The organism is Kitasatospora sp. NPDC052896, assembly GCF_044547075.1.
Classification (GTDB): Bacteria; Actinomycetota; Actinomycetes; order Streptomycetales; family Streptomycetaceae; genus Kitasatospora.
Genome location: NZ_JBITZU010000004.1, coordinates 132,815 through 154,696, shown reverse-complemented (window position 1 = coordinate 154,696; position 21,882 = coordinate 132,815). Strand labels below are relative to the sequence as shown.

Genomic DNA, 21,882 nt, shown 5'->3' with positions numbered 1-21,882 from the left:
GCCGGGCTTCACCCGCTCTCTCCCCGAGGAGTCGCACCCGTGACCGCTCCCGCAGACTGGCGCAGCCCCGGCCCGGCCCCCGCCGGGGGCCCGTTGGTCGACACCTCCGGCCGGGTCGCCGGTGACCCGTGCGTCCTTGTCGTCGGCAGGTGCGATCCGCGGTGGGCGCCGCGGCCCGAGTGGCCCGGGTGCGGGATCAGCCGTCCCGACCCCGTCCGGCCCGCCCGCGGCACGTCGCTGATCGGTGGGTAGTCCGATGCCGGTCAGGCGGCCGCGGGTGCTGGTCACCAACGACGACGGCGTGGCGGCGGAGGGTCTGCGCCGGCTGGCGGCCTTCGCACTGGAGCAGGGCCTGGACGTGCTGGTGGCGGCCCCGGGGAGCGAGGCCAGCGGCAGTGGGACCAGCCGGGCGGTGCCGGCGGGCGGCCTGGTCCGGGTGGACCCGGTCAACCTGCCCGGTCTGCCGGGGATTTCCGCCCACGCGGTGGCCGGCCCGCCCGCGCTGATCGTCACGGCGGCCTGTCAGGGGATCTTCGGTGCCCCACCGGAGTTGGTGCTCTCCGGTATCAACCCCGGTGCCAACGTGGGGAATTCGGTGCTGCACTCGGGTACGGTCGGCGCGGTGCTCACCGCGGCGCGGTACGGCTGCCCGGGGGCGGCGGTCTCGATCGACATCGGCGCCGAACTCCACTGGCAGACCGCCCTGGTGGCGCTGGAGCGGGTGCTCCCGGTGGTGCTGCCGGGCAGTCGGGTCCGGGACCGGCCGCCGGTGGTGCTCAACGTCAACGCGCCCGCGCTGCCGCCCGACGAGCTGCGCGGGATCCGTGCGGTCGGGCCCGGCGGCGAGCCGGCGGTCCGCTTCTCGACCGCCCGGGTCGACTCCGGTTCCTTCCGGGTCTCCTACCGGGCGGCGGCGCCGGCTGGTGCCGGCGGCGACGTCGGCGCGCTGGCCGCCGGTTACGCGACGGTGACCGCGCTGCGGACGGTCCAGGAGGACCTCGAAGTGCCGCTGCCGGTACCGAGGTTCGTCCCCGGTCACAGCCGGCACCCGGACGGGGTGCTCGGATGACCGGGCGGGTGGTCTCGTTCGCCTGGGGACGCGGTCTCGGCCACGTCTCCCGGCTGATCGCGATCCACACCGAGTTGCGCGCGCTGGGCTGGGACTCGCTCTTCCTGACCGAGCGGGAGCAGCGACTCACCACCGACCACGGCTTCGCCCAGGTGGTGGTCCCCACCGACGCCGACAGCCCGGTCGGCGAGCTGCTGCCGGGCACCGGGCCGGCCGTCGACCACCGCCTGGCGCAGGCCCTGGTCGCCCAGGTGCTGACGGCCGAGGACGTCGTGCTGCACGACGACACCGTGCAGCGGGAGCTGTACCAGCGGGCGGCCCGGCTCGGCTGCCCGCAGTTCCTGGTGCACCGCTTCCGGCGGAACCGGCTCGACCCGGCGGCCTGGGTGGCGCGGCACGCCCCGGCGATCGAGCGGGTCTACCTGCTGGGCGAGCCGGGGCGCGAGGAGATCGCGCACGGGGTGCGCCTGAGCGGGATCCCGCACGTGGTCCGGCGGCCGCTGGACACCCGCTCGCCCTGGCGGACGGGCACCGGGGAGCCGCGGATCGCGGTGGTGGCGGGGAGCGGCGGCCACCGGGACGCCGCCGGATTCCTGGACGCCGGGCTGCGGGCGGTCCGACTGTACGGTCGGCGGCACGACCCGCGGCCGGTCGACCTCCTGGTGCTCACCGGGCCGAACTTCCGGGGCGCGGTCACGGTGCCACCGGGCCTGGCCGGACCGGTGCGGGTGCTTCCGTACCTCGGCCCCGGCTACGACCTCTACCGGCACGCCACGGCCGCCATCACCCACGCCGGCTACAGCACCGTCCAGGAGCTGGCCCGGTCCGGCGTGCCGGCGGTGGTGGTACCGGGCGTGCGCGACCTCGACGACCAGCGGGTGCACCTGCGGGCCGCCGGCGGGCGGCTCAACGCGATGGTGGTGGCGGCCGAGCCGGGGGTGATGGCGCAGGCGCTGTTCCTGGTGCTGCGGGCCGGCCGTCGCGCGCCGGCGACCGACCCGCCCGAGTCCGGCGGCGCGGTCTGGATCGCCCGCGACCTCACCGCCCCGCCGCGTCGGGCCGGCGCGCGGTTGGGCTGAGGCCGTCGCCGGGACGTCGCAGGGCCCCAGCGGCCGACCGGGACGCGGTCGGGCGCTGGGGCCCTGCGAGGTGCGCTGCGGATCACCGCCCGTTACGCGGTGACCTTCTCCGACTCGGCCTCGGCCTCGGCCGACTCGGTCGCCGCGCCGGCCGGGGTGTTCTCCCGCGGCGCCGGCAGCAGCGCCATGATCACGGCGGAGATCACGATGGTGGCCGCCCAGCTCAGCCCGTACTTGCCGACCGGGGTGGAGGCCAGCGGGCCGGAGAACCAGGCGCAGCTGGTGAAGCAGAGACCGGCGATCAGCGCGACCGCCCAGGCGGTCATCGCCTGCCAGCAGAAGCCTCCGAGGTACCAGTAGCGGCTGGTCCGGCCGGTGTCCATCAGGGCCTCCGCGTCGTAGCGCACGGCCCGGGCCTTGCGGCGCGCCATGTCGACCGCGTAGACGCCGATCCAGGCGGAGAAGGAGACCGCGAGCAGCACCAGGAAGGTGATGAACGAGCTCAGGAAGCTGGTCGCGACCAGCATCAGCATCAGGCCGCCGACCAGCGAGATCACCGCGTTGATGCTGACGGCCATGGCGCGCGGCAGCTTCACGCCCATGGTCTGCGCGGTGAAGCCGGCCGAGTACATCGACAGGCTGTTGATCAGCAGCATGCCCACGATCGCGGTGAGCAGGTACGGCACGGCCAGCCAGGTCGGCAGCAGGTCACCGAGGAAGGAGACCGGGTCCTGCGCCTTGGCCAGGCCCGGGGTGGCGACCGCCATGACCGCGCCCATCAGCACCATCGGGACCATCACCAGACCGGCGCCGGAGACCGTGGCACCGACGATCCGCTTGCCGGAGGCCGAGTGCGGCAGGTAGCGGGCGAAGTCGGGGCCGGTGGGCACCCAGCTGATGCCGCCGGCCGCGATGGTGCCGATGCCGGCGATCATCATCGCGGTCGAGCCCGCGGGCTTGGCGAAGACGTCGTTCCAGTGGATGGTGGCGACCAGGTAGCCCAGCACCAGCACGCTGAAGAGGCCGAAGAGGTACGTCGACCACTTGTTGCAGACGTTCAGCACCTTGCGGCCCATGCCACTGACCAGGAAGGTGCAGGCGACGAAGAGGAACAGCGTGATCACGATGAGCACGGTGTTGCTCTTGACGCCGAAGAGCAGGTCGAGCACGGTCAGGATGGCGTAGGCGCCGGTGACCGCGTTGATCGTTTCCCAGCCGAAGCGGGCGACCCACAGGACCGCGCCGGGGAAGAGGTTGCCGCGGACGCCGAAGGTCGCGCGGGAGAGCGTCGCACCCGGCGCGCCGCCCCACTTGCCGGAGACCGACAGGACGCCGACCATGCCGAACGAGGCGAGCGCGGCGCACGCGGCGACGATCAGGACCTGCCAGAAGTTCAGGGCGTTGAACACCACCAGGGCCGCACCCATGGTGAGCAGCAGGACGCTGATGTTGGCCGCGACCCAGGTCGGGAAGAGCTCGCGGACCCGGCCTTGGCGCTCGTGGTCGGGGACCGGCTCGATGCCGCGGGTCTCGATGGCGCCGCTGGAGTCGGCGGTGGACAGATTGTCCATAGGTGGTTCTCCGTGCGAGGGAAACGGGGAAAGGGCCAAATCGGACGTTCTAGGAACTCTACGCGTGTTGCACAGTAGCCGTCATCGTACGTTCCTCCAACTTCGATGCAAATTCCCGCCCGGAGCACCCTGTTCCGGTTGGCCGAACTGGCACATTGGCGCGTTATCCCGGCGTTATCCGCGCAGGGCGACGAGCGCCGGGAGGACCCCGTCCGCGGCGTGGATCCGCCTGTCCGGCGGGCCCGGAAGGATCCGCCGGACAGGCCCCTAGGCGGTGGCGGCCCGCTCGGTGAAGTGCGGGACGCGGGTGGCGGTGAAGGCGGCGACCAGCGGGCCCAGTGAGCAGAGCGTGACGTAGTACGGGACCAGGCCGAGCCGGCCGGTGTCGTCCAGCCACTGGGCGAGCAGCGGGAAGGTCCCGCCGAAGACCGCGATGGTGGTGGTGTTGACCACGCCGAGGCCGAGCGCGCGGACGGCGGTGGGGAAGAGCAGTCCGATGAAGACGTTGAGCGTGCCGAGCACGGTGGCGACCAGCATCCCGAGCGCCACCGCGACGAGCTGGAACGGCAGCCAGCCGTGCCGCAGCGCGGCCAGCAGCGGCAGGGTCAGCAGCACGGTCGCACCGAACGCGACCCGCATCACCGGGAGCAGTCCGAACCGGTCGGCCGCCGCGCCGGTCAGCAGCATGGTCACCAGGACCACGGCCAGCACCACGGTCATGAACGAGGAGGCCGACTCCTTGTCCACCACGCCGTAGGCACTCGCGTACACCGGCAGGTAGACCAGTGCGAAGTAGTAACCGACCGTGCCACCAATGCCGTTGAGGAAGACGGTCAGCGCGGCCCAGCGGTGCTCCCGCAACACGGCCAGGAACGCCGGGCGTTGTCGGGTCACGGCCCGCGCGTGCTGGAAGTCCGCGCTCTCCGGGGCGATCCGCCGCACCCAGACCGCCGCCAGGCCGAGCAGTGCGGCGGCCACGAAGCCCCACCGCCAACCACCGTGTGACAGGCCGGACTTGCCGAGTCCGGCGGCCAGCACGGCGAGTACCCCGTAGGAGAGCAGCGAGCCGATGATGATGCCACCGTAGGAGACCGAGCTGAACAGGTAACGGCGGCCGGCCGGGGCGGTCTCGGTGACGTAGGCCGCGACGGTCGGCGTCTCCCCGCCGAAGGCCAGGCCCTGGACCACCCGCGCGAGCACCGCCAGCACCGCCGCCCAGGCGCCGATCTCGTGCTGCGGGGGCACCAGCGCGATCGCCAGGCCGCCCGCGGCGATCACCGACATGCTCAGCAGCAGGCCGAACCGGCGGCCCCGGCGGTCGCTGAGCCGCCCGACCAGGTAGGAGCCGACCGGCCGGGCCCCGAACCCGACCGCGAACCCGACGTACGCCGCGAGCAGCCCGCTGACCCCGCCCTTGCCGTGGCCGAACAGGTCGGCGGCGAAGTACGGCGCGAGCACCGCGTACACGTTCCAGTCGAACGACTCGACCACCGAACCCACGGTGGCGGCGGCGAGTTCGCGCCGGCGGCTGTCGATGGCCGTGGTCGGGCGGCCCGCGGTGAGTGCCGTCTCCTTTGTCATGGACTCAGCATCCCACCCGGCGGGCCGCCTTGACCTCCTCGACGGCGGTGGATCAGCGGCGCAGCGGCTGCCCGCCGAGGCCTCGTCCGCCCGCCTCCAGCCACCACCGCTCGATCGTCGACTGGTCCATCGCGGCCCAGTCCGGGGTCTCCTCGACCTGCGCCTGCCCCAGGCCGCGGCCGAGTTCGACGGTGGCCCGTCCGACCGGGGCCCGCTCGGCGCTGTAGGTGGCCAGCGCCTCCTCCCAGCTGTCGCCCGACCGCAGCGCGCGCTCCAGGGCGGCGGCGTCCTGCACCGCCTTGATCGCGCCGCTGCCGGTGTTCGGGCGGGCGATCGCGGCGGCGTCGCCGAGCAGGACCAGCCGTCCGGCCGCGTAGCTCGGCAGTGCCATGTCGTACATCGGCTGGACGAACGTGTCCTCGGGGCCGGTGAGTTGGATCACCTCCTGCCAGAACGGCGGGAAGTGCTCGGCCACCAGCCGTTGCTGATGCCGTATCAGATCATCGGTGAGGGCCCTGGGTTGCACGGTCGCCGGATCGCCGAAGCGGAGCGCGGCGGCGGCCGGCGGGGTCGTGTAGAAGACCCAGTTGACGTCGGCGCCGTCGCCGTGCGGGCTGGGGATGCGATAGACGATCATGTGACCGCCGGGCCAGACCACCGTCGCCGCGTCCCCGTCCGGGAAGGCCTCGGGCGGGTCGGGCAGCCGGTCGGCGGGCAGCGTGCCGCGCCAGGCCAGGTACCCGCCGTACTCGGCCACCGCGCCGGGGTGGAGCGCGGGGCGGACCACCGAGCGGTAGCCGTCCGCCCCGACGACCAGGTCGAACCGCTCCTCGGTGCCGTCGGTCAGGGCCACCACCGCGCCGTCGGCCTCGGGCCGCACCCGTGCCACGGTGGCGCCGGAGCGGTAGTCGACGTCCGCGGGGATCCGGTCGCGCAACTCCCGCCAGAGCGATCCCCAGTTGTAGGAGCGGAACGGCATCGGCACCTCGCCGATCTCGCGTCCCGCCCGGGCCGTCCCCTGGCGCACCACCCAGGGGCGCCGGGCCAGTTGGATCCACGGCATGCCGGCGTCGAGGTATCCCGCCGCCTCCAGTTCGGCGTACCGGTCGTTGTGCAGGGCCAGGCCGACCCCGCGGTCCTGGAGTTGCCCGGTGGCCCGTTCGAAGACCACCACCTCGTCCGCCCCGATCCGCGAGGCGGCGAGCGCCGCGGCACAGCCCGCGATGCTCCCGCCCACCACGGCCACTCGTCCTCCGCGCACTTCCCACTCCCCTCCGTGGCTGCCGTCGCGTCCGGCCGGACCCGGTCACCAGCAGACAGCGAACGAGTATGTCACCGCCGTGTTCCGGTGCTGTCCCGGTCCCACACCGCCTCTGGCCTGGGGCGGGACGGTCGCGGTAGCGTGCTGCCCGGGCGGCGTCGGACCGCCTCGGCCGGCCGCCGGGTGGTGGGCCGGGCAGTGGGGGAAAGGGACTCGCATGCAGGCCGTGGTCAAGGGCAGCACCCTGCCGGTGCTGGAGATCGAACTCGCGGCGGGCGAGACGGTGGTGTCCGCCCACGGAGAGCTGTCGTGGATGTCGGCGAACATGCAGATGTCGCAGACCACGAACGCCGGTGGCGGGCGCGGCGGCCTGATGAACACCCTCAAGCGCGCGGTCGGCGGCGGCGGGATCTTCCTCACCCAGTACCAGGCGCAGGGCGGGCCGGGCCTGGTGGCCTTCGCCGCCAAGGTGCCGGGGCACATCGTGCCGGTGGACATCGCGCCCGGCCGCAACGTGCTGGTGCACCGGCACGGTTGGGTCTGCGGCACGCCCGGGGTCAGCCCGACGGTCGCGCTCCAACAGTCGTTCCGGGGCGGCCTGTGGGGTGGCGAGGGGTTCGTGCTGCAGCGCCTGCAGGGCCAGGGCCGGGCCTGGATCGAGCTGTCCGGCGAACTCACCCAGTACACCCTCGGGCACGGCCAGACGATGCTGGTCCACCCCGGGCACGTGGGGATGTTCGACGAGAGCGTGCAGTTCACCATCACCCGGGTGCCCGGCATCGCCAACAAGATCTTCGGTGGTGACGGCTACCACCTGGTGGCGCTCACCGGCCCCGGCCAGATCTGGTTGCAGAGCATGCCGCTCTCCGGCCTGGCGCACGCCCTGGAGCCCTACCTGGCCCGGGACGGCGCCGTCGCCACGGCCGAGGGCGCGGGCATTGGCGGCATCGTCGGCGGGATGCTGCGCGGCTGACGGTCCGGCACGAGCAGGACGGCCCCGCCCGGTCGAAGCCTGGCGGGGCCGTCCTGCTCGTGGTCAGTGGCGTCAGGCCCGGCGGCCGGCCATCCAGACGTAGATCAGGATCCCCGCGAAGAGGAACAGCACGCCCTGGTAGACGGCCGCGTAGCCGGCCCCGGCGACCAGCCAGAGCGAGAAGCCGAAGGCGCCCAGGCCGAGGACGGCGTCCCGGACCAGCCGGCCGCGCGACACCCGGCCCTGCTCGCCGCGCACCAGCCAGTACAGCTGCGCGGCGGTGGAGAGCAGGTACGGCACCGTCGCGGTGAACGTGGTGAGCAGCACCAGGACGTTGAAGGCGCTCGCGGCGCCGGAGACGAAGTTGAGCACGGTCAGCAGCGAGGCCAGCGCGGCGCTGACCAGCACGCCGAAGACCGGCACCCCGCGGCGCTCGCCGGCGAACCGGGCCGGGAAGAGGCCGTCCTTCGCCGCGGCGTACGGCGCCTGGGCGGCCAGTAGGGTCCAGCCGTTGAGCGCGCCGGTCATCGACACCAGCGCGGCGACCGCGATCGCCGTGCCACCCCAGGACCCGCCGAACATGGCGTCGACGGCGTCCGAGAAGGGCGCGGTGGAGTGCACCAGCTTGTCGTGCGCGACCGTGCCGAAGACGGCCAGCGTACCGAGCAGGTAGACCACCGCGGCACCGGCCGTGCCGAGCACGCTGGCCCGGCCGACGTTGCGCTCCGGGTCGCGGACCTGGCCCGCGCCCATCGCGGCCGACTCCACGCCCAGGTAGCTGAAGAGCAGGATCGCCGCGGCCGCGGTCATCCCGCCGACCCAGCCGTGGCCGGTGGCGTCGAAGGGCCCCAGGTTGGCGGGCTTGAAGAAGCCCAGGCCGCCGATCGCGACGATCGCCAGCGGGATGAACTTCAGCACGGTGGAGACGAGTTGGACGATTCCCATGGACCGGGCGCCGGCCAGGTTGGCCAGCGCGGGCAGCCACTGGATGACCAGCGCCGCGACGATGGTGAGCCAGGTCGAGTGCTGGATCGGCACCAGCACGTCGAGGTAGCCGACCGCGGCCACCGCGAGCGCGGCGTTGCCGACCCAGGCGGTGATCCAGTAGGACCAGGCGGAGAGGAAGCCGGCGAAGTCCCCGAACGCCTCCCGCGCGTACACGTACGGGCCGCCGGTGCGCGGGTTGCGGCGCGCCAGTTGCCCGAAGACCAGGGCGAGCGCGATGGCGCCCACCGTCAGCACGGCGAAGGCGAGCAGGCTGACCGTGCCGTACGGCGCGACCGCGGCCGGGATCATGAAGATGCCGCCGCCGATGATGTTGCCCATGACCAGGGCGGTGGCGGTCGGCAGACCGAAGCGGCCGCCGGGGCGGGCTTGCGGGGTGGGTGTCTCCGGGGTGTCCGGCGGGCTGGGGGCGACTGCCTGCCGTGGTACGGCCGGAGTGGTCTGCATGGGGGTGGTGCGCCTTCCTGGTCTTGCTAGCGCTCGGTGGAGCGACTGTCAATACTCCCTTTCGTCGACGCTTTATGCAAAATCGTCAATATTTATTCGGTCGGCGGCGGGGTCGGACCGCAAGACTTCCGGTCGCCCGGCGGCCGGACCGGCACTCGTCCGGGTCACTCGGCCAGCAGCACCGCGACCCCGGTGATCCGGTCGGCCGCGAGGTCGGCGAGCGCGGCGTCGGCCCGCTCCAGCGGATAGCGGCGGACGTGCACCTGGGGGCGGGTGCGGGAGGCCTCGGCGAGGTAGGTGCGGCCGTCGGCACGGGTGTTGGCGGTGACGCTGCGCAGCGTGCGCTCCTCGAAGAGGTGCCGCTGGTAGTTGAGCACCGGGATGTCGGTGAGGTGGATGCCGGCCACCGCCAGCGTGCCGCCACGGTCCAGCGCGGCCAGCGCCACCGGGACCAGGTCCCCGACCGGGGCGAACAGGATCGCCGCGTCCAGCGGCTCGGGCGGCGGGTCGTAGGAGTCGCCCGCCGAGGCGGCACCCAGCTCCAGGGCGAGCCGGCGGGCCTCCGCGGCCCGGGTGAGGACGTGCACGGTGGCGCCCCGGGCGAGCGCGAGCTGGGCGGTGAGGTGCGCGGAGGCGCCGAAGCCGTAGACGCCGAGCCGGCCGCCGGGTGGCAGTTGGGCCCGTTGCAGCGCCCGGTAGCCGATGATCCCGGCGCAGAGCAGCGGGGCCAGCTCCTCGTCGGGCGGGCCCTCGGGCAGCCGGTAGGCGTACCGGGCGTCGGCGAGCAGGTGCCGGGCGTAACCGCCGTGCAGGTCCCAGCCGGTGTAGCGGGAGGACGGGCAGAGGTTCTCCCGGCCGGTCCGGCAGTAGCCGCAGACGCCGCAGGTGCCCGCCAGCCAGGCCGCTCCGACCCGGTCGCCCGGCGTGAAGTCCCGGACCTCCGACCCGGTGTCCAGCACCCGGCCGACCACCTCGTGCCCGGGCGTGCAGGCCGGCACCCGGGGTGCCAGGTCGCCCTCGGCCAGGTGCAGGTCGGTGCGGCACACCCCGCAGGCGGCCACCTCGACCAGCAGCTCCTGCGGTCCGGGGGCCGGCACCGGGCGGTGGAGCCGGCGCAGCGGGGACGAGGCGATCGGGCCGGGCCGCTCGACCACCCAGGCGGTGGTCTCCAGCGCGGCGGGTCGGGTGGTGGTCATGGTGGACTCCTCGGGGTGGGCGGGCCACCCCTCCATGGTCCGCCGGTCCGCCGGGCCCGTCGCGGGCGATGATGGGACGAGGGGGGTGGACGTCTCCCGGGAGGCCGCCGTGAAACTCACCTTTCTCAGTCCGCTGTACGCCCGGCAGGGGCCGTTCGCCTGTGCCTACCTGGACACCTCGAGCGAGTCCGGTGACCCGGAGCGGGCGATCGGGCTCCGGCTGCGGCAGGTGCGACAGGATCTGCTGGCGCAGGGCGTCGATCCCGCCACCAGGGGCGCGGTGACCCACCTGGTCGGCGCGGACCGCGACGTGCCGGGGCGGCACGGTCAGGCGATCTTCGCGGCCCGCGGGAAGCTCGCACTGTTCGAGGAACTGCCCGCGGTGCCACCGCGTGACACCACCCGGTTCACCATGCTGCCCGACGCGATGCCGCTGGCCCTCCAGCACGCCCCGGACATCCCGTACCTGGCCGTGGCGGTGCGCGAGGACGAGCCGGCAGTCGACATCCAGGCCGGGCGCTGGCCGACCACCCGGGTCGCGGCCGGGGAGTGGGTCCACCGTCCGCTGCCGCGGGGGGAGCGGCGGCCGGCCGCCGCCCGGATCGCCGGCGAACTGGCCGAACTGGCCGCCGAGAGCGGGGCGGAGGCCGTCGTGCTGGCCGGCGACCGCTCGGCGCGCGAGCTCATCCACCACCAACTCCCGCCCACGGTGAGCGACCTGGTCGTCGGGCTGGAGGGCCCGGGCCGGTCGGCCGAGCCCGGCCGCGCGTTGCTGGAGGACGAGCTGGACCAGCTGTTCCACGGCCGGTTGGCGGCCGCCGACCGGGCCCGCCTGGAACGGTTCCTGGCCCAGCGGGCGTTCGGCCCCGGGCCGGCGGAGGGCCTCGCCGCCGTCGTCGACGCGCTGCGCGCCGGCCGGGCCGAGGCGCTGCTGGTCAACGACCCGATGGACCTCTCCCGGAAGCTCTGGGTGGGCCTGACCCCTCGTCAACTCGCACTTTCCGCTGATGAGTTGCAGGCAGGAGGGGTGAAGTCCTGCTGGCCGGAGCCGGCCGACGCGGCGCTGATCCGCGCGGTGGTGGCCACCGGCGCGGACCTGGTCGTGGTCCCCCGGGAGGAGTTGCCCCTGACGGACGGGCTCGGCGTGCTGCTCCGTCCGCCCGGGGCCCCGGGGTGAGGCGGGCCACCGCCGACCACCGGAGCACCGGCCCGCCGCGGACCGGGCCGCCGCGGACCGGGCCGCGTGGATCAACAGCAGGACCGCGCCGACCGCCGCGGTGAGCCGGGTCCCGTCCCGGGACACGGTTCAGGACCGCGCTCGCCGGGCCCCCGGCAGGTCCAGCAGCACGGTCAGGCCACCGCCCGGTGTCCGAGCCAGCTCGACCGCACCGCCGTTGGCGGTCACCAGCCGGTGCACGATGGCCAGGCCCAGCCCGCTGCCGCGGGCCTCCGGGTTGCCGAACCGGCGAAAGGCCGCCTCGCGAGCCCGGGCGGTCATGCCCGGGCCGTTGTCGGCCACCCGCAGCCGCACCGCCCCGGGTCCGGCCGCCTCGGGCGCCGGCGCCGACCCGACACTGACCCGGCCGCCCTCGGGAACCGCCTCCAGCGCGTTCGCCAGCAGATTGTCCAACACCTGTTCCAGGTCACCGGGGTTGAGGAAGGCGGTGGCCTGCTCGGCGCAGACGTCGGCGAGTTCGACGTTCCGTTCGGCGGCGACCGGCTCCCAGGCCGCCACCCGCTCGGCGACCACCTCGGTCACCCGCACCAACTCCGGTTGCGGCACCGTGCTTTCGGCCCGGGCCACGGCGAGCAGCCCGTCCACCATCCGCGACAGCCGGGCGATCTCCTCCTGCGCGCCGGCCAGTTCGGCCGCCGTCTCGTCGTCGGTGTCGGCGGCCAGCAGGTCCAGCCGCAGCCGCAGCGCGGCCAGTGGGGTCCGCAACTGGTGCGAGACATCCGCGATCACGGTCCGGTGGCCGTGCAGCAGCGCCTCGGTCCGGGCGGCCATGGTGTTGAAGGTGGCGGCCAGCCGGCGCACCTCCTGCGGACCGTACCCGGCCGGCGCCCGCACCTCCAGCGCGCCCTCGCCCAGCCGCTGCGCCGCCTCGTCGACCGCCCGCAGCGGGCTGCCGACCCAGCGCGCCAGCCGCACCGAGACCAGCGCCCCGGCGGCCAGCCCACCGGCCCCGATCAGGGCGAGCCAGCTCCAGACGGCCGTGATCCGGTCGTTCGACGGGTCCGCGGACCGGACCAGCACCGCCGCGCCGACCGGCCGGTCGGTGTCCCCGACCGGCACTGCCACGGTCAACTGCTGCCCGTGCTCAGCGGTTCGGGTCGCGACCCGGGCCAGCGAAGCACGTGCCAGGTCGGTGCCGGTGGCGCCCGTGGCGCCGTCGCACGGGGTGCTCGCGAGCACCCGCGGCGTCGCGTCGAACACCGCCGCGCACCCGCCGCCCGCCGCGGCCCGGGCCAGCGCCTCGTGCAGCTCCGCGTCCGAGCGGTGGTCCGCCAGGCCCTCCTCGGCGGCCGAGGAGAGCGCCTGGGCCTGGGCCTCGACGCCGCTGCGGAACGACCGCTCCTCACGTTCGGTCAACAGCACGCCGAGCGGCACCACGGCCAGCACCAGCAGCACGGCGACCAGCGCGAGTACGGTCAGCGCGATCCGGCGGGTCATCGCGGGTCGGCCGCTCCGGTCGCCCCGGTCGCTCCGGTCACGCCGCCGAGCCGGAATCCGCGCCCGTAGACCGTCTCCACCAGCCCGGGCGTGCCGAGCTTGCGGCGCAGCGCGGCCATGTGCACATCCAGCACCTTGGTCGGCCCGTACCAGTGGGCGTCCCAGGCCCGCTCCAGGATCTCCTGCCGGGGCACCACCCGCCCCGGGTCCACCACCAGGCACTCCAGGATGTCGAACTCCTTGGGGGTGAGGGCGATCTCGACCCCGCCGACGGTCACCTTGCGGGTCCGCGGGTCGACGACCAGCGGACCGTGCCGCAGCGGCTCCGGGCCGGCCGGGCGGGAGCGGCGCAGCACCGCGCGGATCCGGGCCAACAGTTCGGCCAGCCCGAACGGCTTGACCAGGTAGTCGTCCGCGCCGTCGTCCAGGGCGGCCACCCGGTCGCCCTCCTCGCCCCGGGCGGTCACCACGATGATCACCACGTCGGAGCGGTGGCGCAGCAGCCGGCAGACCTCGACCCCGTCCATGTCGGGCAGCCCCAGGTCCAGCAGCACGACCGCCGGCGGCGGGGAGACGGTCAGCGCCGCCCGGCCGCTCGCCACGCACTGCGCCCGGTATCCCGCCCGGTCCAGCCCGCGCACCAGGGAACGGGCGATCCCGGGGTCGTCCTCCACCACGAGCACCCGCAGCGCGCCGTCTTCGCGTTCACTCTCCTGCACGGGCCCCAGCCTAGGCCGTGCCCGACCGACCCTCGCGAGGCGGTCGGCCGCCCGTTCGGGCGGCGCCGGGCTCGACGAGCCGGGCGCCGGCCCGTTTCACCGCCCGCCCCACGATCGCGGTCTCCACCCGGTGCACCCCGAGCGGGCCGAGCAACTCGGTGGTGAACCGGTAGAGCTCCTCGTAGTCCACGCAGAAGACCGCGGCCATCAGGTTCGCCGGCCCACTGCAGGCCACCACCCCGTGCACCCGCGGATCCGCCGCCAGCACCCGCCCGGCCTCGGCCAGCCGCCCCGGCGGCACCTCCAGCCACAGGTTCGCGTCCACCGGCATGCCCAACAGCCGTGGATCGACCGTCGCGTGGGTGCGCAGCAGCCCGCCCGCGGCCAGCCGGTGCAGCCGGCGCCGGACGGTCGACTCCGGCGCGCCCGTCTCCGCCGCCAGCGCCGCCGCGGACAGCCGGGCGTCGTCGGCCAGCCGGGCCAGCAGCCGCTGGTCCAGCTCGTCCGGCAGCGGCGGTGGGGTGCTCGGCGGCGCGGGTGCGAGCGCCGCCGCCTCCTGCTCGGTCAGCCAGCCGCCGCGCCACTGGCCGGCGTCCGCGAACAGGTGCAGCACCGAGTGCACGGTGGTCTCCACCACCGCGGCGGTGCCCGGCAGCTGACGGTGCAGCAGCCGGTCCCGCCCGCCGCGGTCGGTCAGCGCGACCGCGCTGACCTCCTCCCCGCCGAGCATGATGTCGACGAACGGGATGTCCGGGCGGGCCGCCAGCGCGTCCGCGATGGTCTCCACCCGCCCGCGCAGCACCCGCACCCGCAGCAGCAGCGCCCCCACCGCCTCGTCCGCCACCCGGTCCATCAGCACCACCTTCAACACCCCGGTCTCCCGTAGCCGGGCGAGGCGCCGGGTGACCGTCCGCACCGAGACGCCCAGCACCTCGGCGAGCCGCCCCGGTTCGGCCCGCCCGTCCACCTGCAGCGCGCAGACCAGCCGGCGGTCCAACAGGTCCAGCAGTACGGCCGAATCCGCCGTCCCGATCCGCATGGTTGTCCGATCTCCGCCACATGAGCGGCTCACTCGACGTGAATCCCCCGCCGCACGGTACTCCTGTGCACGTCAGCACCGCACCAACGGAAGGACCGGGATCATCATGGAGACCACTCAGGAGACGTACGCCTGGGCGGGCGAGCGGGCCGAGCTGCTGGCCGGCGTCGTCGCGGCCGTCCGCGCGGCCGGCGACCACCTGAGCCGGCGGCAGAGCGACCAGCCGCTGGCCGCCCGCACCCGCGCGGAGGCGATGGCCGCCTTCGCGGCCCTCGACGGACCGGTCTCGGCCCTGCTTCGCGAACGGCTCTCCGCGCTGCGCCCCGAGGCGGGCTGGGTGACCGACGAGCTGGACACCGAGCTGCCGCGGAGCGGCGAGTGGTGGCTCTGCGACGCCACCGACGGCGCCGTGCAGTACCTGCTCGGGCTGCCGCACTGGGCGGTCACCGCGACCCTGCTGCGGGACGGCGAGGCGGTGCTCGCGGTGGTGCACGCGCCCACCCTCGGCCACACCTTCAGCGCGGTGCGCGGGGCCGGCGCCCGGCTGAACGGGCGGCCGATCCGGCCCTCCGAGCGCGCGCTGTCGGCCGCCGTGGTCGCCCAGGGCCAGCCCCCGTCCGCCGCCGGCGACCCCGCCGCGCTGCGCCGCTTCGGGGCCTCGCTGCCGCTGGTGATGGGTGCGGCCCTGGCGGTCCGCAACCTGGGGCCCGCCGCGCTGCAACTCGCCCAGGTCGGCTCGGGCCACCTGGACGCCTTCTGGGAGTACGGCCTGGACGCGGCCAACCTGCTGCCCGGCGCCCTGGTCGCCGCCGAGGCCGGCGCCCTGGTGACCGACCCGAGCGGTGCCCCCTGGACCCCGTCCGCGACCGGCTTCCTGGCCGCCGCGGCCGGCCGGCACGCCGAGTTGGTGGAGCTGCTGGCCCCGGTCGGCTGAGAGGATCACGCCCCCGGCCAGCGCTGGCCAGGATGCGCGCGGCAGCGGGGTCGGCCACGCGACTACTGCTCCCGGGCCTGCCAGCAGCGGGCCTACCGGCAGCGCCGCTCGGACGGCCCCGCGCGCTGAGCCCCGGCCGCACTACCCCGCCGGCGCCCGCGTGGCCGCCGCCGGCAGCGCGGCCGGGCGCGGCAGGCCGGTGCCCAGCAGGACCAGCCAGGATCCGGCCAGCAGCAGGTGGATCCGCTGCGGGACGCCCTGCCAGCCCGGGTGGCCGAGCAACGGACCCACCGTGGCGATGGCGGACGCCATGGCGGTCGGCAGTACCCAGCGACCCCAGCGGGCGACCGGCGGCAGGTAGTGCGCGGGGGCGGCCGACGCGCGGATCAGCAGGGCCATCGAGGCGAAGAGCATGAAGTGGACCAGCGCGCTGGTCGCCGTGTGCCACGGGTGCACGGCCTCGCAGCCGCGTTCGATCGAGGGCGCGCAGCTCATCGGCAGCAGCACGTCGGCCACCGAGCAGGCGCCGAACCCCACCAGCGCCCACCACCCGAGCGCGGCGAGCCGACCCGGTGCCGTGCGCCGGGCGAGCAGCGCGCCCAGGATCACCGCGGTCGCGGTGCTGATCTCGATCGCGCCGAACAGCCCACGGAACGGCTGGTCCGCCGCGTACAGCTCGCTGACGTACGAGTGCCGCGGGTCCAGGCCGGTGGGCAGGAAGTACTCCAGGACCCAGTCGTTGTAGCTGACCCCGGCGACGCAGAGCAGCAGGGCGGCCGGCGTGAGGGGGAACCCGGACCGCCGGGACCTCCACACCGGGGTAGGGGACGGCTTCATGGGGCTCCTGAGGGTCCGTTGTCCACAGCGCACTTCGGTGCACCTTCCGGCCCACAGTGCCAGCGGCGGTGGCACGCCTCGCCGTGGCCACTCGAAGGAGTGACGGCGAGAGCGCCGGGAGGTCCTGTCGGCCTTCATCCACGGGGCAACGCCCGGCCGCCGTCCCTGACGACGATCACTCCGGGCGACCCGGGACTTTCGTCGTACCGGTTCACGACCAAAGGCAGCGGTGCCGGCGGGACGCCTCCGGGTAGCCTCGCCCGAATGATGAGGACGACGGAGGCATGGACGGCGATCCGGGAGCGGGCGCTGCCCGGCCCCTGGGACAGGCGGACCTGCCTGCGCGAGGGCGCGGCGGCGCTCGGGATCGGTGTGCTGGGCGGTCTGATCGGGCTGACCGACCAGGTCGGCCCAGCCGGCGCGCTCGCCGTCGGCACGGCCGCCGCCCTGCTCCAACTGCTCCGGCGCGGGCTGCCGCTGACCACGCTGCTGGTCGCCGCGGCCGCCGCCGGTGCCTTCGGCGGCATCGGCCCGGTCGTCCTGCTGGCCGCCTGGTCGGCCGGCTACCGGACGGAGCGGACCTGGCGGCTGGTCCTGGCCGGCCTCGGCACCTTCGGGCTGACCGTGCTGACCGCGCTCTTCCGCAACCTCGACCACCTGCCGGTCACCGGCGTCCTCACCCTCAACCTGGCGTTCTTCCTGCTGTCCGTCGTGCTGCCGGCCGTGCTCGGCCGCTACCGCGCACAGCGCCGGACCCTGCTCACCACCCTGCGGGAGCGCAACGAGCAGCTGCTGCGCGAGCGTGCCATGATCACCCACCAGGCCCGGCTGCGGGAGCGTCACCGGATCGCCCAGGACATGCACGACAGCCTCGGCCACCAGCTCGCGCTGATCGCCGTGCACACCGGCGCGCTGGAGGTGGACCGCACGCTGACCGACCGCCAGCGCGAAGGGGTGGCCGTGCTGCGGCAGAGCGCGGTGACCGCGATGCGTGAGCTGCGCGAGACGGTGGGTCTGCTGCGCGACGACGGCGCGGTCGGCCCGGCCGGGGCGAAGGGCGCGGTCGGCCCGGAGCCGGGCGGGCTCAACGCGGCCTCGGCCGACACCGGGGTGGCCGGCGGTGTGGCGGCGATCGAACGGCTCACCGACGCCTCCCGGGCCGCCGGGACCTCCGTCGAGCTGACCCGCTCCGGCGACGTCCGCCCGCTGGCCGCCGCCACCGGCCACGCCGCGTACCGGATCGTCCAGGAGGCCCTCACCAACGCCCACAAGCACGCTCCGACCGCCCCGATCAGCGTCGCGCTGCGCTACGAGCCGGACGCCCTGCTGGTCGAGGTGGTCAACGCGCCGGCCGCGGAACCCGGGCCGGGACCGGTGGTCAGCGGCGGCCAGGGGCTGACCGGCCTGCGCGAGCGGGCCCGGCTGCTCGGCGGCATGGTGCACAGCGGCCCCACCCCGGACGGCGGCTTCCGGCTCGCCGGCGTGCTGCCGTACCAGGGGAGTGGCCGCCCGCCCGGCGACGACCCCGACCTCCCGCAGCCGCCACCGCCCGTCCCGGCCCGGCGCAGCCCGGCGCTCGGCTGCGCGGTGGTGGTCGGCACGGTGGGGGTGGCCCTGCTGGTGCTGCTCGGCTTCGGCGGGTACACGCTGGTGCGGTCGATCGACGACGCGACGCTGGGACGCGGCGTGTACGACTCGCTGGAGGTGGGCCGGCCGGAGGGGGAGGTGCGGGCCCGGCTGCCGCGCGGCAGCGACTTCGTCACCAGCGGCTACCGCGACCAGGGGCCCGCGGTCCCGGCCGGGGCCTCCTGCCGTTGGTACTCCTCGGAGCCCTTCGCCGGCGAGCCGGCCGACGGCGACTACGCGGACCGGCTCTGCTTCCGCGACGGCGTGCTGATCGAAAAGGTGCACTACCGTGCCTAGGACCTGCCCGACGATTCCCGCCGGGCGCTCGGACTGTCTGGCAGGCTCCAGTGCATCCGTACGAAAGCGCAGCCAGGAGGCCGAGCAGTGATCCGAGTCCTCGTCGCCGACGACGAGCCGCTGATCCGCGCCGGGATCCGGCTCATCCTCACCTCGGCCGACGACATCGACGTGGTGGCCGAGGCCGCCAACGGTCGGGAGGCGCTCGACCTGGCCCGGGCGCACGCGGTGGACGTGGTGCTGCTGGACATCCAGATGCCGGTGCTGGACGGCCTGGCGGCGCTCGTCGAGCTGCCGCGGGTGGTCCCCGGTGCGCGGGCGCTGATCCTGACCACCTTCGGCGAGCGGGAGAACGTGCTGCGCGCGGTCACCGCGGGCGGGGCGGGCTTCCTGCTCAAGGACAGCGCGCCCGGCGAGCTGATCCAGGCGGTCCGGGCGGCGGCCGAGGGCCACGCCTTCCTGTCGCCCGCCGCGACCCGGCACGTCCTGGACAGCCTCGCGGCCGGTCCGGCCACCGGCCGCGGCGAGCAGGCCAGGCGGCGGCTGGCCGCGCTCACCGGCCGCGAGCGCGAGGTCCTCGACCTGCTCGGCGAGGGTCTCTCCAACGCCGACGTGGGCGGCCGGCTGCACATGAGCGAGGGCACGGTGAAGACCTACGTGAGCCGGATCCTGGCCAAGCTGGAGTGCGAGAACCGGGTGCAGGCCGCACTGCTGGCCCGCGACGCGGAGTTCTGACCCCACCGGCGGTCAGAACTCCGCGGGGGGCTCCTCCGGATGGGCCGCCCGACGCCGGTGCTCCGCCGCCGCGTCCACCCCGTGGCCGGCCAGTGCCCCGCCGTAGACGCAGTACCCGACGCCGATCAGCCAGGACTGGACGACCAGGACCGTGCCCACCGGCCCGTAGGTGACGGCGTCGGAGACGATCAGCGGCGCGAACACCAGCTCGGAGAAGAACCGCAGGCCGGCCAGGGCCAGCACGGTGGCCAACGCGCCGGGCAGTATCCGGTGCCACGGGATGCGCGAGCCGAGCAGGAACCGTTGCAGCCACCAGAACAGCAGCACGCCGCCGATCAACGCGGCGAACGCGCGCAGGGCGGGCTGCACGGGGGTGTGCTCCCAGGGCAGGCCGCTCCAGGCGACCACCAGGATGTACCCGATCACCCCGGCCAGCGCGATCGCCTGGCGCCAGACGGTGTGCCAGGGGCCGGCCCGCAGCTGCCAGATCCGCTCGTAGGCGTTCTGCACGGCGGCGATCAGCGAGAGACCGAAGACCGCGAGCACCGCGAGGCTGAAGCCGGTGGTGGTGCTGACGATCTCGTGCCGGGAGGCGAACAGCTGGCGCACCGCCCGGGCGGAGTTCTTGGGCAGGCCCAGGCCGTCGGCGATCCAGTCGGCGATGCCGCCGCCGCGGGCGGGCGAGGCGGCGGCGATCACGACCAGCAGGGGGATCAGCGTGACGAAGCAGAGCGCGGCGAACGCCATCGACCGGTGCAGCAGTTCGATTTCCCGGCCCCGGCGCCAGACCGTCCCGCCGGCGGAGCGGACATGCCGCCAAGCGGTCTTCGAAAGGGTGGCGAGGCTCACCCTGGTCACCTCCTGCTCCGTCGTGCTGATCCGTTGCCCTGATCGCCGTCCCGACCCCCGCCCGGCGGGCCGCTCGCCCGGGCGCCGCCCCGCCGCTCCTCGGGGCAGCATAGGCACCGGCGGGCTCCGAGGGCGGAACGCCACCGCCAGAGGTTCTCCTGAGGTACGGCCGGGCCGGCCCGTGAGAACCTGTTCACACCGAACCTATCCACGGGGGTACGTGATGGACGGTCACAGCGGCGGCGACTTCGGCGGCGGGCACCACGGTGGCGACTACGGCGGCCACCACGGCCATCACGGTGGCCATCACCACCAGTACCAGGCCGCTGACGGCGGCTCCGGCCGGACCGTCGGCTGCGGCGGTCGGGTCGGCGGTGGCTCCCGGCTCGGGCTGCTGGCCTTGGTCCTCTTCGTAGGGGTTTTCCTGGCGATCGCCCTGCTGGCCCGGTGATCCCGCGCCTGACGGCCCGACTCGCCGCTCCTTGGGGCCAGTTGGGCGTCCGCGGGGCCGGGGGTGCGCGGCTGGCCGGCCGGGGGTCGTAACTCCCCTGCCGGTCAGGCGGGTTGGTCCATGGGCCACCACCCCGCCGTGGTCGGCGAGTTGCGCACGGCCGGGACGAGCTGCCCGGCCCCCGTCGCACGGCCGGGGAGGTGCGCGCCCGGTCGCCGGCTCGGTGGCCCAAGCCGCAACCCCCGCCCGCCCGGCGGCCGTAGCGACCGGCGACCGGTCAGCGGCGCCTGCCGGCCGACCCGCCGATCGCCTCGAAGACCTCGGTCATCGCCGCCAGGCTGTGACCGCTCACGAACGCGTCGCAGTGCGGCAGCGCCGCCGCGATCCCGCCGGCGAGCGGGGCGTAACCGGGCGCGGCCTTGCGCGGGTTGACCCAGACCACCCGGTGTGCGAGCCGGCCCAACCGGGCGGTCTCCCGGCCCACGGCCGCCGGGTCCGCGCCCTCCCAGCCGTCGGAGAAGATCACCACCACCGCCCCCCGGGCCATCCCGCGCCGCCCGTACCGGTTGGTGAACTCCGCCAGCGAGCGGCCGATCAGGGTGCCGCCGGACCAGTCCGGCGCGGTCCGCCCGGCCCGGCGCAGCGCCGCGTCCGGGGCCGTGTGCCGCAACACGGGCGTCAGCCGGGTGAGCCGGGTGGCGAAGACGAAGACCTCCACGCCACCCTTCCGCAGCCTTCGGCCGGGGACGTCGCCACCGCCCGGCCGTGAACAGAGCCGGGCGAAGAACCGGAGGTAGACCCGGGTGTACGGCTCCATCGAGCCGGAGATGTCGCACAACAGCACCAGCGGCCGGCACCGCAGCCGGCCGTGCGAGCGGGCCAGCCGGACGGTCTCCCCGCCGGTGCGCAGGCTGCGCCGCAGGCTCCGGCGCAGGTCGATGCGGCGGCCCCCGGGGTCGGCCTCGCGGCGGCGGGTGCGGCGCAGCGGAACGCTGATCACCAGGGTGTCGAGCAGCCGGTCCAGCTCGGCCAGCTCGCCGGGCCCGAAGCTGCCGAAGTCCCGGTGGGCGAGGACCTCGGCGCTGCTGCCGGCCAGCCGCCGGGTGCCGGTGCCGCTCGGTCGCTCGCCCGGCTCGTCCACGGTCTCCGGCCGCGCGCCACCGCTCGGCAGCGGCGGGGTGGACGACCGCGAGGACGACGGGAAGGTGGCCGGGGGCGCGCCCGGGCTCGGTCCCAGGCCGGGCAGCGGTGGGTTGTCGGGGGAGCCCCGGCGGTCGGCCGGGTCGGCCGCGCCGCCGAAGACCAGGCCGAAGACCCGGTCGAACGGCTCGATCTGCTCCCGGCCGGTGACGAAGGCCAGCCGGGCGGCCCAGTACAGCGTCGCCAGATCCACCGGTGGCAACAGCCGCAGCGCGTCGAGGAAGCGCGCCGAGCGCTCGGGGGTGACCGGCACGCCCGCCCGGTGCAGCGCAGCGCCGAACCGGGCGGCGAACGCGGGCCGGTCGAAGGGCGGCGGCGGGGACGGCTCGGACATCGGTC

The 21,882-nt window shown here is 75.0% G+C and carries 19 protein-coding genes; 8 read left to right on the top strand and 11 right to left on the bottom strand.

Features of this window, described 5'->3' with window-relative positions; genetic code table 11:
* Nucleotides 1-256: 256 nt before the first annotated feature.
* The gene (gene surE, locus ACIGXM_RS11560) at nt 257-1,069 is read left to right on the top strand and encodes a 5'/3'-nucleotidase SurE (protein WP_396559456.1); all 813 of its coding nucleotides are present in this window, start codon (nt 257-259) and stop codon (nt 1,067-1,069) included.
* Nucleotides 1,066-2,148, top strand: coding sequence for a glycosyltransferase (locus ACIGXM_RS11555; protein ID WP_396559454.1), 1,083 nt, complete (start codon nt 1,066-1,068; stop codon nt 2,146-2,148). The genes surE and ACIGXM_RS11555 overlap by 4 nt, the downstream gene beginning before the upstream one ends.
* Before the next feature lie 92 nt (nt 2,149-2,240).
* Here ACIGXM_RS11555 and ACIGXM_RS11550 read toward each other — a convergent pair whose 3' ends face one another.
* The 3 genes from ACIGXM_RS11550 to ACIGXM_RS11540 all read right to left on the bottom strand — a co-directional run bounded on the left by ACIGXM_RS11550 (nt 2,241) and on the right by ACIGXM_RS11540 (nt 6,561).
* The gene (locus ACIGXM_RS11550) at nt 2,241-3,719 is read right to left on the bottom strand and encodes a purine-cytosine permease family protein (protein ID WP_396559452.1); all 1,479 of its coding nucleotides are present in this window, start codon (nt 3,717-3,719) and stop codon (nt 2,241-2,243) included.
* A gap of 267 nt (nt 3,720-3,986) precedes the next feature.
* Complete coding sequence (locus ACIGXM_RS11545; RefSeq protein ID WP_396559450.1) at nt 3,987-5,300, bottom strand: MFS transporter; 1,314 nt, start codon at nt 5,298-5,300, stop codon at nt 3,987-3,989.
* 52 nt (nt 5,301-5,352) lie between these two features.
* Complete coding sequence (locus ACIGXM_RS11540; protein ID WP_396559448.1) at nt 5,353-6,561, bottom strand: FAD-dependent monooxygenase; 1,209 nt, start codon at nt 6,559-6,561, stop codon at nt 5,353-5,355.
* Nucleotides 6,562-6,778: 217 nt separating this feature from the next.
* Here ACIGXM_RS11540 and ACIGXM_RS11535 point away from each other — a divergent pair, with 217 nt between their 5' ends.
* Entirely contained in the window at nt 6,779-7,534 is a 756-nt protein-coding gene (locus ACIGXM_RS11535; RefSeq protein ID WP_396559446.1) for an AIM24 family protein, read from the top strand.
* Nucleotides 7,535-7,606: 72 nt separating this feature from the next.
* On the opposite strand, the gene ACIGXM_RS11530 is transcribed toward ACIGXM_RS11535, so the two are convergent.
* Nucleotides 7,607-8,986, bottom strand: coding sequence for an amino acid permease (locus tag ACIGXM_RS11530; RefSeq protein WP_396559444.1), 1,380 nt, complete (start codon nt 8,984-8,986; stop codon nt 7,607-7,609).
* Between the two features lie 164 nt (nt 8,987-9,150).
* Complete coding sequence (locus ACIGXM_RS11525; protein WP_396559442.1) at nt 9,151-10,182, bottom strand: zinc-dependent alcohol dehydrogenase family protein; 1,032 nt, start codon at nt 10,180-10,182, stop codon at nt 9,151-9,153.
* Nucleotides 10,183-10,291: 109 nt separating this feature from the next.
* Here ACIGXM_RS11525 and ACIGXM_RS11520 point away from each other — a divergent pair, with 109 nt between their 5' ends.
* A complete protein-coding gene (locus ACIGXM_RS11520) occupies nt 10,292-11,359 on the top strand; it encodes a hypothetical protein (RefSeq protein WP_396559440.1) in 1,068 nt (355 codons plus the stop codon).
* A 129-nt stretch (nt 11,360-11,488) separates the two neighbouring features.
* On the opposite strand, the gene ACIGXM_RS11515 is transcribed toward ACIGXM_RS11520, so the two are convergent.
* The 3 genes from ACIGXM_RS11515 to ACIGXM_RS11505 are packed head-to-tail and all read right to left on the bottom strand — an operon-like array spanning nt 11,489 to nt 14,614.
* A complete protein-coding gene (locus tag ACIGXM_RS11515) occupies nt 11,489-12,856 on the bottom strand; it encodes a sensor histidine kinase (protein WP_396559438.1) in 1,368 nt (455 codons plus the stop codon).
* Entirely contained in the window at nt 12,853-13,575 is a 723-nt protein-coding gene (locus ACIGXM_RS11510) for a response regulator transcription factor (RefSeq protein WP_396559436.1), read from the bottom strand. The genes ACIGXM_RS11515 and ACIGXM_RS11510 overlap by 4 nt, the downstream gene beginning before the upstream one ends.
* 10 nt (nt 13,576-13,585) lie before the next feature.
* On the bottom strand, nt 13,586-14,614 hold the full coding sequence (locus ACIGXM_RS11505; RefSeq protein ID WP_396559434.1) for an Lrp/AsnC family transcriptional regulator: 1,029 nt from the start codon (nt 14,612-14,614) through the stop codon (nt 13,586-13,588).
* Nucleotides 14,615-14,720: 106 nt separating this feature from the next.
* Between ACIGXM_RS11505 and ACIGXM_RS11500 the strand changes: the two genes are divergently transcribed.
* Nucleotides 14,721-15,548: an inositol monophosphatase family protein gene (locus tag ACIGXM_RS11500; RefSeq protein ID WP_396559432.1), complete on the top strand. Its 828-nt coding sequence runs from the start codon at nt 14,721-14,723 to the stop codon at nt 15,546-15,548.
* Nucleotides 15,549-15,689: 141 nt separating this feature from the next.
* On the opposite strand, the gene ACIGXM_RS11495 is transcribed toward ACIGXM_RS11500, so the two are convergent.
* Entirely contained in the window at nt 15,690-16,385 is a 696-nt protein-coding gene (locus ACIGXM_RS11495) for a DUF998 domain-containing protein (RefSeq protein WP_396559430.1), read from the bottom strand.
* A gap of 264 nt (nt 16,386-16,649) precedes the next feature.
* On the opposite strand from ACIGXM_RS11495, the gene ACIGXM_RS11490 reads away from it, so the two are divergent.
* Nucleotides 16,650-18,308 carry a sensor histidine kinase gene (locus tag ACIGXM_RS11490; RefSeq protein ID WP_396559428.1) on the top strand — a complete coding sequence of 553 codons (1,659 nt, stop codon included), beginning with the start codon at nt 16,650-16,652 and terminating at the stop codon, nt 18,306-18,308.
* An 87-nt stretch (nt 18,309-18,395) separates the two neighbouring features.
* The gene (locus tag ACIGXM_RS11485; RefSeq protein WP_396559426.1) at nt 18,396-19,043 is read left to right on the top strand and encodes a response regulator; all 648 of its coding nucleotides are present in this window, start codon (nt 18,396-18,398) and stop codon (nt 19,041-19,043) included.
* A gap of 12 nt (nt 19,044-19,055) precedes the next feature.
* Here the strand turns inward: ACIGXM_RS11485 and ACIGXM_RS11480 are convergent, their stop codons facing one another.
* Nucleotides 19,056-19,901: a YhjD/YihY/BrkB family envelope integrity protein gene (locus tag ACIGXM_RS11480; RefSeq protein WP_396559424.1), complete on the bottom strand. Its 846-nt coding sequence runs from the start codon at nt 19,899-19,901 to the stop codon at nt 19,056-19,058.
* Between the two features lie 214 nt (nt 19,902-20,115).
* Between ACIGXM_RS11480 and ACIGXM_RS11475 the strand changes: the two genes are divergently transcribed.
* Nucleotides 20,116-20,343 carry a hypothetical protein gene (locus ACIGXM_RS11475; RefSeq protein WP_396559422.1) on the top strand — a complete coding sequence of 76 codons (228 nt, stop codon included), beginning with the start codon at nt 20,116-20,118 and terminating at the stop codon, nt 20,341-20,343.
* A 277-nt stretch (nt 20,344-20,620) separates the two neighbouring features.
* On the opposite strand, the gene ACIGXM_RS11470 is transcribed toward ACIGXM_RS11475, so the two are convergent.
* Nucleotides 20,621-21,877 carry a VWA domain-containing protein gene (locus tag ACIGXM_RS11470; RefSeq protein ID WP_396559420.1) on the bottom strand — a complete coding sequence of 419 codons (1,257 nt, stop codon included), beginning with the start codon at nt 21,875-21,877 and terminating at the stop codon, nt 20,621-20,623.
* Nucleotides 21,878-21,882 lie beyond the last annotated feature (5 nt).